Origin of the sequence: Arcobacter sp. CECT 8989 (assembly GCF_004116715.1) — a bacterium.
Lineage (GTDB): Bacteria > Campylobacterota > Campylobacteria > Campylobacterales > Arcobacteraceae > Halarcobacter.
On the sequence record NZ_PDKE01000001.1, the window covers coordinates 1 to 18456 of the forward strand.

The following is an 18456-nucleotide window of genomic DNA, read 5'->3' on the forward strand; positions in this document are numbered from 1 at the left end:
ACACCATTTGTGTGTAAAGGTCTTAATCTACTGAAAGTACCATATTCACCTGCTAGGTTATTTAAACCTGGGAATGCAAGTTGAAACGCTAGTATAACACCAATAGTCATACCTATGATACCAAACAAAATCGTTGTCATTGTAAATAGTTTTACAATAGAATAATCATACTCGATTTTTGTATAACTTTTCATATTTCTCCTTTATTAAAAGGATTATATTTTTAAATAGTGTCAACTTAGTGGTATAGAAAAAATTTTATTTATAATCATATCTTTAGCTACACTTTTCACACTTAATGGATTCTTTACCTTCAAATTCTTTTTCATTAGCTTTCTCAACAATAGTATTAGCTATATCCAATGTCTTAATAGCTATATTATTTGCTTCTATTGATACTTCATTATTAGACTTAATTTGTTGTTCTAAAATAGATATAGCTTCATTTATTTTTACAACACCATTTCTTTGTTCTTCCGAAATATTAGCAACATTATCTATAATTTCAATTGTCTTACTAATGTCTGTATTTAAGTTAGTATAACCTTCTATCATATTATTTGCAATAACTTTACCTTCATTAGCTTTTTTATTAGCTAACTCTACTAAGTTTTTTATCTCTTTTGCTGCTTCAGTCGATCTATTAGCTAAATTTCTTACTTCTTGAGCTACTACGGCAAAACCTTTCCCTGCTTCTCCTGCAGTTGCAGCTTCAACTGCAGCATTAAGTGATAATATATTAGTTTGAAATGCAATATCATCAATAATAGATATTGATTCATTTATTGCTTTTACTTGAGTATTAATTTCATCCATTGCAATATTAGTTTCATTAGCTAATCCCTGTCCATCTTTTGAAGACTTTACAACAGTATTAGCTAATTTTGACATAGAAGTAGTTTGCTCTGATATCTTTGATACGTTTATTGTAACTTTTTCTAAAACTGATGTAGTATTCTGTAAACTAGTAACTGATTCATCAGATGATATATTTAACTTATCTACATTTGTTAATAAGTTTTTAGATGAAGACTGAAGATTTATACCAGTACTTTTATTCTCTAATAACATCTGTGTTATTGCTTCATTTAATTTATTTACAGCATTTACTAAAATGCTTAATTCACTATCTGCAGTTATTCCGTTCAATACTAATTTATTTCTATAATCATAATTAATGTATTCTTCTAAGACAGTATTTATTATAGAATAATTTTTTTTAGTATTATCTATCATATCGTTAACTGTTTTTTTAAATTCTTCAATTGCAATATTTGAAGTCTTTGAAACAATTGTATTTGAATAAGTTCCTTTTTTAACTTTTTGCATTACTTCTTTAGCTTCTTCTATTAATACATGCTCTTTTTTTTCTTTTTCTATTAATACTTTTTCACGTTCTTCTATAATATTTTTTATTTTTGAATATTCACTTGACATTGAGGTATTTATTTTAAAAGTTACATCTTTTTTATCCATATTTTTTAAAAATTTTATAAGTTCTTTAGATAAATTATTACCATTTTTTCTTTCATCTAGCTCATGAAATATAAGTGCAATAGCAATTATAATTTGAACTACTTGAGAGAAATACTCTTCTGTAAAAAATATTGCATTTATTGGTAAAAGTATTATTCCTGTTAGATGAATAAGTGTCATTCTTAAATATAATGATTTGTAGTTAAGCATTTAATTTCCTTTTTAATATTAAATTATTTAAATAATTTTTAATCATACTGTTTTTATTACTTTGTCTATATTCTCAAAAATATTTTTAACTCTTTCTTGCCATAAAATTCCAAACTCTTCTTTTTCATAATTTGTTGCGATTCCTTTTAGGAGTTTCTCCATTAACACAGGTACTTTGGGATTAAATGAAATGGGATTAGGATTATAAATTATTTCAACAATTTTATTTGTATCAAGTCTTTTGAATTTTACACTAGTGCTTATATCATCATTAAATTTCATTAGTCCATATCTTTTAAACTTTCCATTTAGCCCTTTAAATCCATAAGTTTCAGTTGCCCCTATTATTTGTGTGATTACATTTGCAATAACACCCGTTGTACCTTCACTTGAATCTTCTTTAAAACTTACAGAAACTTCTCCTCTTTTAGGAGTTTCATTTCTATATAGTTCTTTTAATGCAACAAAAGTCATAATATAAGCTCCTGCAACAGTTGGACATGAGTGACCAGCTGATTTTACTATATCTAAATAACTAAACTCTACTAAACCATCTTCTAATGAGCCTAAAAATGATGATAAATCATCTCGTAGTTTTATTGTTTCAATTGTGTCAAAAAATATTGGATATTTCATGAATGTTCCTTTAGCCTAATATCTTAGTAATATTTCTATCTTTACTTTTATGCTATAAATATAAGAATTAATATCCAAGGTTTAAAATAGCTTTTATTTGAAATATAAAGGTAGATTTTCTTTATTTGGAAGTATAATTGTTTTGATATCTATTATTATTGATTTAAATCAATGAATAGGTTATTGTTTAATATTATTAAAGTGATACAGTTATTTAAATAATAAAATACTTGAAAATAGTTGGCGACCCCAGGATGATTCGAACATCCGTCTTCAGGAGGAAATCCTGACGTCCTTGGCCACTAGACGACGGGGTCAAAAAAGAAAGGAATTATATATAAAAAGTCTTTAAAAACCTTTTAACTATAACTCATTTAATTCAAGGAAGTTTTTTGATCTTTGGTGTCCGCTATCAGCGGCTCTTTTCATCCATAATTTTGCTTTTCCATTATCTTTTAAAACACCATATCCATTATAATAAAAAAGACCTAGATAATACATAGCTTTTAGACTATTTTGTTTTGCAGCTTGCTCATATAAAGAAAAAGCCTTTTTATAATCTTGGCTTACAATACTCCCTATTCTATAAATATCTGCAAGTTTTAATATAGCCGTTTTATAATCATTTTCTACTGCTTTTTCCAATAATGAAACTGCAATATCATAATCTCTTTGAACATACTCACCAGTATAATACATCATCGCAAGATTATAAGAAGCTATTTCATTATTTGCATTTGAAGCCTTTGTATACCATTGAAAAGCTTTTTCTATATCTTTTTTAACACCTTTTCCATAATAATACATTGAAGCAAGATTATTTTGTGCAATAATCACACCTTGTTTTGCTGCTTTTTCATAATAAATAAAAGCTTTATTTAGATTCTCTTTTGTTGGATTTCTCTCATAAAACATTGCAGTATTCAATTGAGCTAGGGCATAACCTTCATTTGCAGCTTGTTCGTATAACTCTCTTGCTTTTTTTAAATTCTTTTCTACAACTTCACCAATAGAGTACATATAAGCTAAGTTATTCATAGCTTCTACATTTCCATTATTTGAGGCTTGTTCATACCAAAAAAAGGCTAACTCTTTGTTCTCTTTTGTTCCAAGACCTTTATAGTTCATAAGTCCAAGATTATATTGAGCTTTAGCACTATCTTCATGCAAAGCTAAATCTGTAAACTGCTCTATTGCTTTTGCATATTTTTTTTCATTTAAACTTTTTTGTGCTTCTTCAAGTGTATTTGCATTTAAAGAAAGGCAAAATATAAAAAAAAGTAATAGTTTATTTAGTACTCTCATTTATTTCTTCTTTATTTTCAAGACTTTCTTCTATTTTATCTAAAGTTTTATCCAAATTACTATTAACTTTTTTATCTAATTCTAAAATCTCTGCATCAAACTCTCTAGTTTCTGAACTAGTATCAATATCATCTTCTTGAGATAAAATATCTTCTGATTGTTCATCAACTGTAAAAGAGATATCTTCAAGTAAAATATCTTTTGTATCAATTAACTTTTTACTAGGTTTTCGCTGAGAGATATAAATATTTTTAAGAACATCTTCTTTTGTAGGATTTGAATAAAATTTTAAATCAATAATATCACAAAGAGCATCATCTAAAGAAAAATCTACTAAACAACTACTCCAACTATCTTTTAATCCTAAATAAAACTCTATTCTCTCAAACAAAAGTTCATGTAAACTAGTACTTAAATAAATAGGATTTTTATCATCAAAGTTATCTACTCTTTTTGCTAAAATTTTTACATAAGAAGAACTATCTTTCTCTTCAATAGAGATTTGCCATCTATCTTCTGAAACATTTGTATAAAAAGGATAATGAGAAAGTTTTGTTTTTGAAACAATTAGGGAATCCCTATATGAATCTATTCTAAACTCATAACCTCCTGTTAAGATAAATGTTCTTTTAGCAGCTTCAAAAATCGTATCTTTTGAAATATCTTTATAAACTCTTTTTGTACTATTCTTATCATCTAATTTTTCTATATTTAATGAAAGGTTTTTATCACTAAAACATCCAGTAAAAAAAACTAAAATAAAAACTAATAAATATTTATACATCATTTTTCCTATCTACTTGTAGCATATGTACCTAGTCTCTCTAATAAATCATAATCTGATTCTAGCTTTACGCTATCTGCAATTACATTTATACTATTTAATTCTGCAAAAATCAGAATATTTTTAACCTTATGTTTTTTAACCATATCATTACTGAAGTTAGAAGTATAATCTTGATGCATTCTTATATAATCAATTTGTAGACCTTCTAACTCTTCTAATGGATATTCATCAGTTTTGTATCTTTTAAGAATAATACTTGCACCTATATCATGTATATTTCGAATAAACATAACAAAGCTTTCTTTATTTAAATATGCAGTATAAGAAGTGATACTAAATACTATTTTATCAAGAATATCTTTGTTTGCTTGAAGTACAGTTTCTAACCAAGTCATAAAACTTGGGTCATTTATGGAACTCATTGAAAGGTTTACTGCTACTGCATGTTGTAAATCATTTCCTCTAATATGAGCAATTGTTTTAACAACAACAAGTTTATCAAACTTATGAGCTATTTGAAGCTTCTCAGCAACAGAAATAAATGAACCTATTGGTAGTTTTTCTCCTTCTCTATCATATAACTGAGGAGCAGCTTCATTCATAACTACCTTATCAGGTTCATCAAATGAATAAGAGTCTAAAACAAAGTCTAAACTAAACTCTGCTCTTTCAATAATGTCAACGACACTTGAATCTAATTCAGTAAAGTTCTTTTCTAGCTCTTCTTCGGCAATTATATGATAAGAGTTTTTACCTTTTTTCTTTGATAATTCATAGGCTTTATCTGTCGATTTTAATAATGAATCAAGACTTCCGTATATATCAAAGAAGGTACCAGAAATTTGAACTAAATCGTCTGGTATTTCGTAAATATCCTTTAGATTTACATGAAGTTGTTCGATTATATTTTCACATAGTTTTTTAGACTGTTCCATGTCAATATTTTTTGCAATAATTGCAAACTTTGAACCATAAAACCTATATAAAGAAATATCCGTTTTATGAACACTTGCCATAACTCTTTTCACAACACTTACATAACTTTGAATAAAATTATTAATATAGCTTGCATCATATTTTTCACTAATCTGAGTTAACTTCTCTATTCTAAGTATAAATACATATCCTGAAATAGAAGAAACATACATACTTTTAATATCAAAATCAAAAATATTTTTATTTGGTAATCCAGTTAAAGTATCCATAGAAGCTTTTAACTCTAGTGTTTCTTTATTCATATTTAATTCATTTTTTAAAGATGCAATTTTTCCAGATATTTTAGCTACTTTAGAAGTAAGTTCTTTAACCTCTTTTGTTCCTTCATACTTTTTTTTATCAAGCATTGAAAACTTATCATCCAAAATGTTGTCTAAGTATTTATTTAGATTATTAACTGGATTTGTAACATGTTTTTTAAATAAAAACCTATGATAAAAACCTATAACAAATAAAATAGGCAAAAACATAACTATATTAAAAAGGATAAGATTAAAAAGGAAATCTTTTATTTCAAGATGTAAGTCTTTTAAGTTAAATTTATAAGTTATTATTGCAATTATTTGATTATCAACTTTTATTTCATGCTTTAAAGTTTTATTACCAATAGGTAACTTGAAATCTAAATTTATAAAAGAACTTTTAGGTTTGTAGTTTTTTTCAATATCAAAATTAGAAAAATTTAATTCAGTAACAAAACTTCTTATTTGCCTATCTTTATACAATTGATATCTTATTTTCACAGGTTGCTCTATATCATATAAAGCAGATGGATAAAATCGATATAAAGAAGTATTTTCAATTTTTCGTATAGAACCATTTCTTATATCTACGATTACATCAGCTAAGTTCCAAGATTTATCATCAAATCCTGATGTATTATTAACTAGGGTATTTTTATCAAACACATATTTTTTATTATTTAGAACTATAGATTCAAATAAACCAGTTTTATATAGTTTCTGAAGTTCTTCCTCTATTTTAGAAACATTGTGGTTCAATATCTCTTTTTCAAGTTTTGAATTAAAATATTCAATATTTAAATGATATGCGCTAATCTTTTGTTCTAAAAGTTTTGATTTGTGGTCTTTAAAAAATAAAAAAGAAGTTATAAAAAAAACAAAAGCAAAAAAGCTTAATATAATAATTGTATTAGATGCTCCTGTATCAATAAGCTTATTTAAGTTCTTAACTTTTTGTTTATCAAACTTATCTAATACCTTTTTCATCTAATACTTCCTATAGTTTTAGGTCGAGGATTAGATTCAAATATTTTTGGATGTAAATATTCAACTTTTTCTAAAGCTTTTTCTTTTGTATCAAAAATACCAAAATAGATTTTAGCTTTGTTTCCTTCAATTTTTGAAAAATGAGATGGCTCTAAAGCAAACCTTTTTCTATACCAAGCTAACTCTTCAGCTTTAATTGTTGCTAAGTGTAAAGTATATTTATTACTACTTGCTTTAGAAAACTCTTCTTCGAAATTTTCTATTCTTTTTTTATAAGGAATTACTTCTCTTTTTTCTTTCTTTTCACCAGATAAGTCAATTTCTTCTATTGGTAGGCTATTTTCTATATTATTTTTAAATACTGTTTTATCTTTTATTTCTTCAAGTTTTAATTGTTCTTCTTTTGCTTTTTCTTCTGCTTCAAGTCTTGCTTTCTCTTCTGCAAGTTTTCTCTCTTTTGCTAATTTTTGCTCTTTTTCTAAAAGTTCTTGTTCAACTCTTTGTCTTTCAAGTTCTTCTTGTTTTAATCTTTCTTTTTCTAATCTCTGTTCTTCTAACTTTTGAGCTTCTATTTTTGCTTTTTGTTCAGCCTCTAATCTAGCTTTCTCTTCTTCAAGTTTTCTCTCTTTTGCTAGTCTTTGTTCTTTTTCTAAAAGTTCTTGTTCAACTCTTTGTCTTTCAAGCTCTTCTTGTTCTAATTTTTCTTGAAGTAATCTTTGTTCTTCTAACTTTTGAGCTTCTATTTTTGCTTTTTGTTCTGCCTCTAATCTAGCTTTTTCTTCTGCTTCAAGTCTAGCTTTCTCTTCAGCAAGTTTTCTCTCTTTTGCTAGTCTTTGTTCTTTTTCTAAAAGTTCTTGTTCAACTCTTTGTCTTTCAAGCTCTTCTTGTTCTAATTTTTCTTGAAGTAATCTTTGTTCTTCTAACTTTTGAGCTTCTATTTTTGCTTTTTGTTCTGCCTCTAATCTAGCTTTTTCTTCTGCTTCAAGTCTAGCTTTCTCTTCAGCAAGTTTTCTCTCTTTTGCTAGTCTTTGTTCTTTTTCTAAAAGTTCTTGTTCAACTCTTTGTCTTTCAAGCTCTTCTTGTTCTAATTTTTCTTGAAGTAATCTTTGTTCTTCTAACTTTTGAGCTTCTATTTTTGCTTTTTGTTCTGCCTCTAATCTAGCTTTTTCTTTTTTATTTAGAATAGTACTTTTTAATTCTTCCTCTTTTTTTCGTTTCTCTGCTTCTTTCTTCTTTTGTACTTCTAAATCTTTTAAAGAGATATATTCATACTCTTTTGATTTTACTTTTTCAATATTTAAATCAATATTCTCTTTGAACTGTGCTTTTATATTTTCTATTTTTTCTACAATTGGGAAAATACCATTATTCTTTAATGCCAATTCATTTATATCATTTTCAATATCTTTATAACTTGGATAAATACCTAAAACTAGTTTATATAGCTCAACAGAACTAAAATATTTGAAGAAAAATGAGTTTTCATAAATATCATTTGAAACTACAAAATCTTCTAATTCTTTTTTTGTAGCGAAAGATGAAATATTTATAGTATAAAAATCATCATTTGAATTAAAAAACTTCTCTTTAAATAGTTCATTTGTAACAAACTCTTCTTTTTGTTTTTCTTGTCTAATTTTTTCAACAACTTTAACTTGTGCTTTTGGCTTCTTAATTTCCAATCCTGCTAAATAGTTTTTATATAATGATTTAACTTCTTTAACTTTAATAAGAGAAACCTCTTTATCTAAAGAGTTCTCTTTTTTAAATTTTAAAATATACTCTTTACCAAGCTTTTCATCTTTGAAGTTATTATGAACTACTATATTTTTAATTTTAAGATTATCTAGAATATCAAAAGAGAAAGAGTTATTATCTATCTTTTTATCTTTTATAAAAGAAAATGATTCATAAATATTTTTGAAGCTTTCAATTTTTACCATATAACTTTCATCATCAAAGTTATTAAACTCTTTAACAAAATTATCTATTTTCTCTTCAAGTGAAAGCTCAGGAATAACTACTTCTATAGGTTTTTCTTCTTTTACTTCTTCTTTCTTAGGTTCTTCTTTTTTCCCTAAATCTAAAGAGATTTTTTGACCATCTTTTGCTACTACAGTTTTTTTATAATCACTTTTAGAAAAATCTATAAATTTTGGATTTTCAGGGTCTACATCAAAAAATGCAGATAAATCACCAGTAATTTCTAAAATAGAGAAGAAGTCATTAACTTGATTTTTTTCAAATTTTACTACTTCTGTTTCGGCAGCATTTAATTGTTTCTGTCCTTGAAGTAAAGCTTGTAAATCTTGTTCACCTAGCTTAAATGCTTCCCAATAAGAAGATACCATTTTTCTTGATGCAACAACCTCTTCAATTGTACTTTTTAAAGCATCACTAACAGAAGTAATTGAAGTATGAATTTTAGATAAATTCCACTTCATCTTTTTCTTCTCTTCTTCTAATCTATAATTTAAATCTCTAATAGCACTATTAACTTCTAGTACTCTATTTTTATCTCTTCCCGCATTAAATAGATTATATGTAACTCTAACTTTTCCATTAATGTCTTGTTCATGCTCTTCTTCAATTTCTTCACCTTGCATAGACTCTTTATAAGAAAGTTCAAAATCTACTTTAGGTTCAAACTTACCTCTAATACTCTTATGCTTAAACTTCTCAGACTGTATAGATTTATAGTAGTTTATCAAGTTTTTATTATTTTCTAAAGCTCTTTCATAAAGCTTATCAAACTCATCAATTTTAATATCAAAGTTTTTTTCAAAGGGAAGTGTTTTTTCAAATCTAGTTCCAACTATATATTCATAGTATCGAAGAGACTCTATAAATTTAGATTTTACCTTTACAAGCTTAGTCATTGCATTTGCAACATTAGCTTTTATTGATGTTAAATCTCCAATTGAAGCTGCACCATTATCATATTTAATAGTTACAATCTCTAATATTTTATTTAACTTTTTCATATTTCGTTCATTTACCATAACAGAACGATTTGCAAATACTACATCAAAATATGCTTTTATTGCTTTTTTTATTTCACTATCTAGTTTTATTTTATATTGATTTTTTGCTACCTCAAGTTTTTTTGAGACACTTTTAACCATATAGTTTGTTGAGCCACCAGAATATAAATTCTGTCTAAGTACAAACTTATAATATTCATCATTAAAAAACTTGAACTTAGTATCTTCATCATCACCTGGTTTACTTCGTGTTCGACCTCTAACATATTCAAAGTCAACAGTTGGATAGTACTCAGCCATAGCATTTTTAAGTTTTAGTTCATACTGAATTACATTTTCTCTTGATGATTTTAAAATTTCACTTTGAGCTATTGTTTCTAAAACGGCATCAATAAGTTTAACTTTAGTGTATACAGAAGTATCTAAACCTTTAAGTTTTTTATTACTTTTCTTTTGAGTAATACTTGTTACTGTATTTAATGTATCTTTTGAGATGGCATCTAAAGAGTCTTTTTTACCCTCTTTTTGATTAAGTTTATTCTCTTTTAAAAGTTTTTTGTCATCTGTAACTAATAGTTTTGGATCAATTTCAACTTGTGCAAGTAAAGATGAAGAAACAAACGATAAAGCAATAAGAGACTTAACAACAGTACTTTTCATTATCTTTTAATCCTAATTACAAGATAACCATTTTGTTTGTTAATCTCTTCTTTAATCTCTGTACTTGCCAATAAATCAATCCTTACGTCTTTTTTCTCATAACCAAATTTTCTAATTAGGTTTCTTGCACCAATTGATCTAGCTAAAGAGATCTGTTTTGCAACAGTAGCACTTGCTTGCCCAACTACATCAGCAGCAGTAATTAAAATTTTATGGTTATTTCCATATTTTTTCTTAACATCTTCAATAAAAGTTTTAAGTTCTTTGATAATTGCTGTATCAAAGAATATTTCATTGCCTTTAAAGGTTACTATATAATAATCATCTGAGTTAATTAAAGTCTGTTTTGATGGCTTATCTGTATCATCTCTGTCGGCAACATCAATTCCACCATGCTCTATCTTTGACTCTTCTTTTTCTTCTGCTTTAACTACTCTTTCTTCAACAATTTTTCTAAGTCTAATAATCTCTTGTTGCATCATTGATACATTTTTATTAGGTTGAGCTTGGCTTTCTTGATATAACTTTGTTGTACCATCACTTGGATTATCATTAACTATTAAATCATCTGTTGCAATAGTTCCAGTATAAGATACTTTATATTTAAATTGTGCGTAATACCCTAAGTTTACTAATACAACTAATAAAAATAAAAGCATTACAAGAATAACCGATGAAAAAATATCAACAAATGATGGCCATGGGTTAAACTCGTCTTCACATCTTTTTGCCATTTAAACTAAACCTAACTACTTATTTTCACTTGACTCAAGTCTCTCAATTCTATTGATTAACTCTTTTAATAATTTATTATTCTCTTCTTGTAAAGATAAATTCTTTTTAACAGACCTATGTTCTGCCAAAATAACATTTGAAATCTCTTGTAATGACTCTTCCATCATAGAAGCATTTGAGAACTGATTTACATTTAATTCTCTTAAGTTATTTACAATACTTTCAAGCAATACAGACTCTTTTTCAGAAGTTCTACTTGATTGAGCTATATTTTGACTAATAAGTTTATGTAAATCTTCTGATGCTTTATTTGACTTATCTAGCTTCTCAGTAAAGTCACCCATTGTGTCAACAAAAACATCTAAGAAGCCTGCACTTAATAAACTTTGCTCAGATCCTGATTGAGAAGTACTTCTTAATCCTGCGATTTCAGAACCTTGTAAACTTTCAAGCATATCTGAACTTTGAGACTCAATAATTTTACCTTTCATCCAATCTTCAACGTCATGCATAAAAGCAGCTTGATTTCTTGTAAGGATATATTGCATTACATTTAAAATAACTGCTGAAGCAACACCAAATAAAGAAGAGGCAAATCCAATAGACATACCACCTAATGGACCTGAAAACTTAGTCATTACTTCACCAATATCAATATCATCTCCACCAAAAGATAAAATAATTGCTCCCATTTCATCAATTGCAACTAAAAGTCCTGTAAATGTACCAAAAAGTCCAAGCATTAATGATGTACCCACAAAGAAGTTTGTATATCCTTTTTGATTAAAGAATTGTTCCCCTAACCATTCACTTACATCTTTTGCTTCATTTTGAGTAAAATATAAAACACCTTTTTTTGCTCTTTTATTAAACATATGAGCAATAGTTGCAGGAAAAACTCCAGTAATACCATGTAAATAAAACTCTAAAGCTTTACCTTTTTTATAAGCTAAAATACCAAAAGTACCAGAAAGCATAGTAAGTTTTACTGCTGCTTGATAAAGAATCAATAGTCCAATTGAAAAGATTGTTAAAATAGCAATATTGAATGTCAGTGTTGCCATAAAGAATGTTGTAATTAATTGAATATTTGAAAAAACTAAAAATACTAGGAATAGTATAAAGATGAAATAAATCTTTAATATTTTAATACGTCTCATTTACTACCTTTGCTTAAAACATAAATAGTAAAATTGAGATTACTAAACCAAGAGCAACAGTTGTAACAGTTTTAGTCATATTATCAACAATATTAACAAAAGCTCCACTTCCCTCAACTGTTTCACCAATTAAAACTACACCAATGATATTACCATTTATATCAGATACCTTTTGAGCAGAACGGAAATAAGTATCATCAACAGAATAACCTCTTTCTAACATTAGGTTATACTCATCTTTTCCAGCTTCTATAATTTTTGCGCTAAACTGACCATCGTACTTTGATTCTTCAACATAAACAGTTTCAATAACTTCTCTGTAGTTATCTCCTCTTGTTTGAATAGATAGTTTATTTAACATTCTTTCTTCAAGTAAGAATGTATAAATCAGATCATCTTTCAAATATTCAGATTTAAAACTATGAACTTCTTCTTTCAGTTCTAAAATACCAATTAATCTATCATCTTTTATAACTGGTTCAATGTAAACATAAAAAATACCATCTAATAATACTTCTAAACCAAAAATCCTATTTTTTGAATTTATTACTGTATTTACACTGTTTCGATATTGATTGATTTGATTAATCACTGGATAGAAGCTTAGTTGAGTCTTTGTAAATCCTGTTTTTTTAAAAGTGTCATTAAATAATGCAATTTCTTCACCAACAGTTACAAGGTTGTTATTTTCAATGTTAGTTATTAGTTCTTCATTTGACTTTAAAGAAAGTATAATCTTCTGTAAACTCTCTTCTTTTTTTAGAACTCTATTTTTATAATTCTTATTATAATTCTTTGAAATATTTTCATATACTTCTTTTGAAACTGATTCTGTCATATTTGTTAAAATATACAAACATAAAAAAATACCTGTAACAGACATTACAGCTAAAGTTGTAAACCATAAACCTTTATTACTCTTTAAATCTTTAAAAAACTTTTGTAGGAACTTAAAAAAACTAAACATTAACTAGCCCTTAAAATATATAATTAATTAATAAAACGCTATATAATAGTTAATTTATGCTTTTAAATAATTGAAAATTACATAATAATAGTTAGAAAATTATTTATTTTTTAACTATTTCTAGTTTATTGTTCACTTAATGCATTTTTACTTACATCTTTTAAAGGTTTTATTATATATTGAAGAACTGTTTTCTTTCCAGTTAAAATATTAATATTTGCAATCATTCCCGGTAAAATAGGTAAATCTGGAGCAAATTGGTCATGATTAGCCTTTACTTTTACTAGATAAAATATGTTGCCATTTCTATCCTCAAATGAATCAGGTGAAATAGATATTAACTTCCCTTTTAACAATCCAAATTTAGAAAAATCATAAGCTGTAATTTCTACTGAAACATCTTGTCCTTCCCAAATCTGTGCTCTATCAGAAGTATTAACTCTTGCTTCAATTGTTAAAGAATCATCTAAAGGTGTTATTTCAGCCATCTTATCACCAGGCTTAACTATTCCTCCTATAGTATAAAAGTATAGTTTATTAATAATTCCATTTACAGGAGAAATAACCTCTTTTCTTAGCTCTCTATCTGCATTTGCTTTGTTTTTTTCAGTTAACTTACTTATTTCTGCTTTTAGGGCTGAATACTTTTGAAGATGTTTTGTTCTTATTTCAGATTTTACTGTTTGAATTCTTTTTTTAGCTTCCTGGATCTCTTCATTAATAATAGGTATAGAGTTTCTTGTATCAGAAAGTTTAGTAACAATGTTTTGCTTTTTTGATAACTCTCCTAAATACTCTTTTTTAGAAACAACTTTCTTTTTATATAAAGACTCTAAAATTTTCATATTTGCTTGTGCAAGATTTAATTCTAAGCTTAAATTTTCAAACTTGCTTTCTGCTTCTTTCAGTTTGTATTGCTTTTGTTTTAATTGATCTCTTGCTATTTCAATCTTAGTAATTGAGTTATTGAAATCTTCATAGAAAATTCTTCTTTCATTTTCTACGATATCTGGAATTTTTTCTAAAAGCTCTGTAGGAAACTCTACAGATGATTTTTCATCAATTAATGCCTCAAGTCTAATAAGATTGGCTCTGTAAGTTAAAAGGTCTATCTCTTTTGATTTTAAATCAGCTTTAAAGAACTTATTTGAAAGAGTATAAATAACATCACCTTTAGCAACTTTTTGTCCTTCATTAACTTTAATGCTTGAAATTATTCCACCTTCAAGGTTTTGTAATACTTTTGTTTGAGAAGAAGGAACTACCTTTCCAGCACCTCTTACAACTTCATCTATTTCACTAAAAAAAGACCAAGTAATAAAAGCTATAAAAAATAGCATAATAGGAACTACAGATACATAATAATTCCATTTAGTCTCTTCAAAAAACTTATTATTCATCTGTTATCTCTTTCCTTGAAGTGCAGCTAACACTTTATCTTTGGGTCCATCTGCAACTATTTGACCGTTATTTAAAACAATTACTCTATCAACTAAATCTAAAGCTGCAAACCTATGAGTAATTACAAATAGAGTTTTATCTTTCATTAGCTCTTTTAAGTGCATAATTAATTTTTTTTCTAATCCAACATCAAGTCCAGTTGTAGGCTCATCTAAAAGTAGAACTGGAGGGTCATTTAATATTGCTCTTGCAAGAGCAACTAAATGTCTTTGCCCTACTGATAAATTACTTCCTCTTTCCCCTACTTGTAAAGCATCACCTTGACCACTTTTTTTAACTAACTCTTCTAAACCAGTTAGTTTAATAAGTTCCATCATTCTTTCTTTACTAATAGGATTTGATAACTCTATATTCTCTTTTAATGTTCCAGAAAACAAAAATGGCTCTTGAGTCATAACACCAATATTTTGTCTAATTTCAACAGGATGCATAGTAGAAATCTCATGTCCATCTAAATATATATTTCCACTTGTAGCACTATCAAGTCCAGAAAGCAACCTTAAAAAAGTAGTTTTACCAGCACCAGTTTGTCCAATAATACCTACTTTCTCTCCTGGTTTAATTTTTAAGTTACAATCTTTTAAAGAAGGATATTTACTATTTTTATAAAAGAACTCAACATTAGAAAACTCTATATCACCTTTTATTTTTCCAACACCTATTTCCATATTATTATCATTTTCAAGGGGTAAATGCCAGAATTCATTTATATTATTTAAAGACTCTTTTATCTCTTTAAATCTAATAACCATCATAGAAGTTTGAATTACAGGAACCATTGCCCTACTTGATAAAATAGTTACAGCAATAAGTCCCCCAACTGTTAAATTATTTGAAGCAATTTCAAATACTCCAACAACTATAACCATCATCGTCACAAATTGCACTACTGTTTGAGAAAGGTTCATTGAAAATACATTTAATGATTGTATTCTTTGTCCTATAGAGTCAGTTTTGGCAACTAAGTTTCTCCAGTTAAATAGTTTTGTAGAAGAGGCATTTGTAAGTTTGATTATTTCACTACCTTGAATTGTCTCTACTAAATAAGAGTTTTTTGCTTGTACATTTTCTACATTCTTTTTACTAAGATTTTCAATAGGCTTTTGCATAAAATAATTAAAAAGTACAATAAGTATAGCAACTATAAAAGGTACAGCTGCAACTGCTGGTGATATAAGAAATATTACAAGTAAAGCTATAAAGAAAAATGGTAAATCAATAACTTGCAAAATAGACTTTGTTGCAAAAAAGTCTTTTATTTGATGAAGTTCTCTAAAAAGGTTTGCCTTTGAACCAACTAGCATATTATCATACTCAGATTTGATTTTAAGCATTCTTTTCATCAACTCTTCTTCTAAATAAACGCCTAATTTTTTACCTACATTTTCTATAATATGATTTCTAACACTTTTAAAGTAAACATCAAAAAGAAGTATTATAACTACTCCACTTGCAAGTACAAAAAGAGTTTCTGTTGCATTATTTGGAACAACTCTATCATATACACTCATTGTAAAAAGAGGTACGGCAAGGGCAAACATATTTATAAAAAGTGTTAAGAAACCAACTTCAATATATGAACGCCAAAAAGTTTTTACAGGAGACCAAAACCAATCTTTTGTTCTACTTGATTCTATTAGTTTCTCTTTTTTAGGGTCTCTAAAAATCAAGATAGCTTTTTTGAAATTTCCTAAAAAGCTTTTATTTTCTTTTACTTCTTTATTTGTTACTGGGTCATATAAATAAACATCTCTATCTTTTTTTAAAAGGATAAAAGGCTTATCCTCTCTATCAAAAATAACACAAGGAAAAAAATGAGCAGGAATATCTCCTGCTTCTATATTTTTTGAAACAGCTGTAAGTCCAACTTCATTTGCAACATCAATTGCTAACTCTTTGGTAAAACCTTCCCTTGAAGATGCACTAATATTTAATATTGTCTCTAATGAAATATCCCCAAAATAAAAGTCTAATACATATTTTAATGAATATATTAAAGGGTATTCGTCTCTACTAATAGTCTCTTCCAAAAAATTCCTAACCTATTTTTTTATTTTAATCTTAAAATTTGAAAATAGTTTATCATAAACAGACTGAAATACGTTATCCCAAACCCCTAAACTCTTTTGTCTAAAGATTTTTACACTTTTATACCAAGCTGAATTCACACCTTTATTTTGCCATCTAAAATCTGGAACTTTTGGAACTAAAACCCAAGTTGGAACATCAAGTGCACCACAAAGATGTACAACTGAAGTATCAGAAGAGATAACTAAATCAAGCTCTTTTACTAATGATGCTGTTTTTGAGAAATCTGTTAATTTATCACTTAAATCAATAACCTTATTTGTTAAACCTAATTCTTCAATTTGTTTTTTATCTTCACCCAATTGAAGGTTATAAACATTGATTTTATCACTATTTATTATAGGTAAAAACTTTTCAAGTTCTAATACTCTTTCTTCATAGCTCTCTGAAGTAGTTGAAGCAGACCAACAAATACCAATATTGATTTTCCCTTTTTCTTCTTTTACTTCTAAATCTTTATCTTTTGTTGCAAAAAGATATGGAGTATTTGTTATAAGCTCTTTATTTGAAGAAATTCCTAAAATATAAGGCATACTCATAATTGATAGATGATAATCAAAAGCTGGTGATGGCTCACTTCTATGTGTTAAAATATCAATCTCATCTATACATTTAAATAACTCTTTTAACTCATCTCTACACTTAACAGCTATTTTACATCCAAATCTCTCTTTAAATTGAGGCAAGAATCTAATAAATTGAATTGAATCACCAAAACCTTGTTCGGAGTGAAGTAAGATAGTTTTACCCCTTACATCTTCATCTCCTTTAAACATTAGCTTTGAAAAAATATCTTTGTTATTTAGAATATGACCTTTCATCTCATCTTTTCTAAATCTCCACTCATACTCTTTGAAGCCTTCTTTTAAGTCACCCTTTGCAAGAAGAATTGTTGCTAAATCAAAGTGGGCATTTTCAAAAGTAGGATTTAGTTCGATTGCTTTTTTATAAGAATCAATTGCTTTAGAAGCCTGACCTAAATATTTATATGAAGTACCTACATTACTATAAGCATTTGCTCCTTTTGGGTCTAGTTCAATGGATTTTTCATGAAGTTTTGCAGCTTTTTTATAATCTTTTAATTTGTTGTATACATTTCCTAAGTTTGTATATGCTCCTGCATTTTTAGGATTTAGTTCAATTGATTTATCTAAATTCTCAATAGCTTTATCATACATTTTTAGTTTGTTATAACAAGCTCCAATATTTGCAAATAGTTCTACATAGTCTGGATTTATATTTAGGGCTATTTTAAAGATTTCTATTGCTTCTTTATATTTTTTTTGTTTGTATAAAACTACTCCAATATTATTTACAGCTTTATCAAAGTTTGGATTTACTCTTACTGCATCTTTATAAGCTTGTATTGCTTTGTTATTGTCATTTAGATTTTCAAAAACCATTCCAATATTATTGTATGCGTGATAGTTTTTTGGATTTACTTTTATACCATCTGCATAAACTTTTAAAGCAGCCTTATAGTTTTTAGTATCTTTTAAAAGATTTCCTAGATTATTATAAGTCATAGAGTTTTTAGGGTTTGTATTTATTGCTTTAATATAAAAATCATAGGCTTTTTTATTATCGCCTAAAGCTTTAAAAATTACACCTAAATTTCCTAATGCTTCACTATTTTTTTCATCAAGTGTTAAAACCTCTAAATAGTGATTTTTAGAAGATTCTAAATCACTTTTAGAGTAAGCCTCATATGCTTTTTTTAATAATTCTTTTATATTTTCATTTTTGCTCATAATATTCCTAT

Annotated in this window: 12 protein-coding genes, 1 tRNA gene and 1 pseudogene; all 14 read right to left on the reverse strand. The window is 27.0% G+C overall.

What is annotated here, in order from left to right; all coding sequences use genetic code 11:
- A pseudogene (locus tag CRV02_RS00005) lies at nucleotides 1–194 on the reverse strand (cytochrome C oxidase Cbb3); the annotation flags it as partial.
- An 82-nt stretch (nucleotides 195–276) separates the two neighbouring features.
- Entirely contained in the window at nucleotides 277–1686 is a 1410-nt protein-coding gene (locus tag CRV02_RS00010; protein ID WP_129088610.1) for a methyl-accepting chemotaxis protein, read from the reverse strand.
- Between the two features lie 42 nt (nucleotides 1687–1728).
- Nucleotides 1729–2322 (reverse strand): FmdE family protein, encoded by a 594-nt coding sequence (locus CRV02_RS00015; protein ID WP_129088611.1) that lies wholly within the window; start codon nucleotides 2320–2322, stop codon nucleotides 1729–1731.
- Nucleotides 2323–2563: 241 nt separating this feature from the next.
- Nucleotides 2564–2639 (reverse strand) — tRNA-Glu (locus CRV02_RS14775).
- Between the two features lie 46 nt (nucleotides 2640–2685).
- A complete protein-coding gene (locus tag CRV02_RS00020) occupies nucleotides 2686–3627 on the reverse strand; it encodes an SEL1-like repeat protein (protein WP_129088612.1) in 942 nt (313 codons plus the stop codon).
- Nucleotides 3611–4411: a hypothetical protein gene (locus tag CRV02_RS00025; protein WP_129088613.1), complete on the reverse strand. Its 801-nt coding sequence runs from the start codon at nucleotides 4409–4411 to the stop codon at nucleotides 3611–3613. Before CRV02_RS00025 ends, CRV02_RS00020 begins: the two co-directional genes overlap by 17 nt.
- An 8-nt stretch (nucleotides 4412–4419) precedes the next feature.
- Nucleotides 4420–6639 carry an EAL domain-containing protein gene (locus CRV02_RS00030; RefSeq protein ID WP_129088614.1) on the reverse strand — a complete coding sequence of 740 codons (2220 nt, stop codon included), beginning with the start codon at nucleotides 6637–6639 and terminating at the stop codon, nucleotides 4420–4422.
- Nucleotides 6636–10283, reverse strand: a complete 3648-nt coding sequence (locus tag CRV02_RS00035) for a TolC family protein (RefSeq protein WP_129088615.1) — start codon at nucleotides 10281–10283, stop codon at nucleotides 6636–6638. Before CRV02_RS00035 ends, CRV02_RS00030 begins: the two co-directional genes overlap by 4 nt.
- On the reverse strand, nucleotides 10283–11017 hold the full coding sequence (locus tag CRV02_RS00040; protein WP_129088616.1) for a hypothetical protein: 735 nt from the start codon (nucleotides 11015–11017) through the stop codon (nucleotides 10283–10285). The genes CRV02_RS00035 and CRV02_RS00040 overlap by 1 nt, the downstream gene beginning before the upstream one ends.
- Nucleotides 11018–11032: 15 nt before the next feature.
- The gene (locus CRV02_RS00045) at nucleotides 11033–12178 is read right to left on the reverse strand and encodes a hypothetical protein (protein ID WP_129088617.1); all 1146 of its coding nucleotides are present in this window, start codon (nucleotides 12176–12178) and stop codon (nucleotides 11033–11035) included.
- A gap of 13 nt (nucleotides 12179–12191) precedes the next feature.
- A complete protein-coding gene (locus CRV02_RS00050; RefSeq protein WP_129088618.1) occupies nucleotides 12192–13145 on the reverse strand; it encodes a hypothetical protein in 954 nt (317 codons plus the stop codon).
- A gap of 125 nt (nucleotides 13146–13270) precedes the next feature.
- Entirely contained in the window at nucleotides 13271–14545 is a 1275-nt protein-coding gene (locus CRV02_RS00055; protein WP_129088619.1) for an HlyD family type I secretion periplasmic adaptor subunit, read from the reverse strand.
- A 3-nt stretch (nucleotides 14546–14548) separates the two neighbouring features.
- Nucleotides 14549–16636 (reverse strand): type I secretion system permease/ATPase, encoded by a 2088-nt coding sequence (locus CRV02_RS00060; protein WP_129088620.1) that lies wholly within the window; start codon nucleotides 16634–16636, stop codon nucleotides 14549–14551.
- Nucleotides 16637–16648: 12 nt separating this feature from the next.
- Entirely contained in the window at nucleotides 16649–18445 is a 1797-nt protein-coding gene (locus CRV02_RS00065; RefSeq protein ID WP_129088621.1) for a tetratricopeptide repeat protein, read from the reverse strand.
- Nucleotides 18446–18456: the final 11 nt, after the last annotated feature.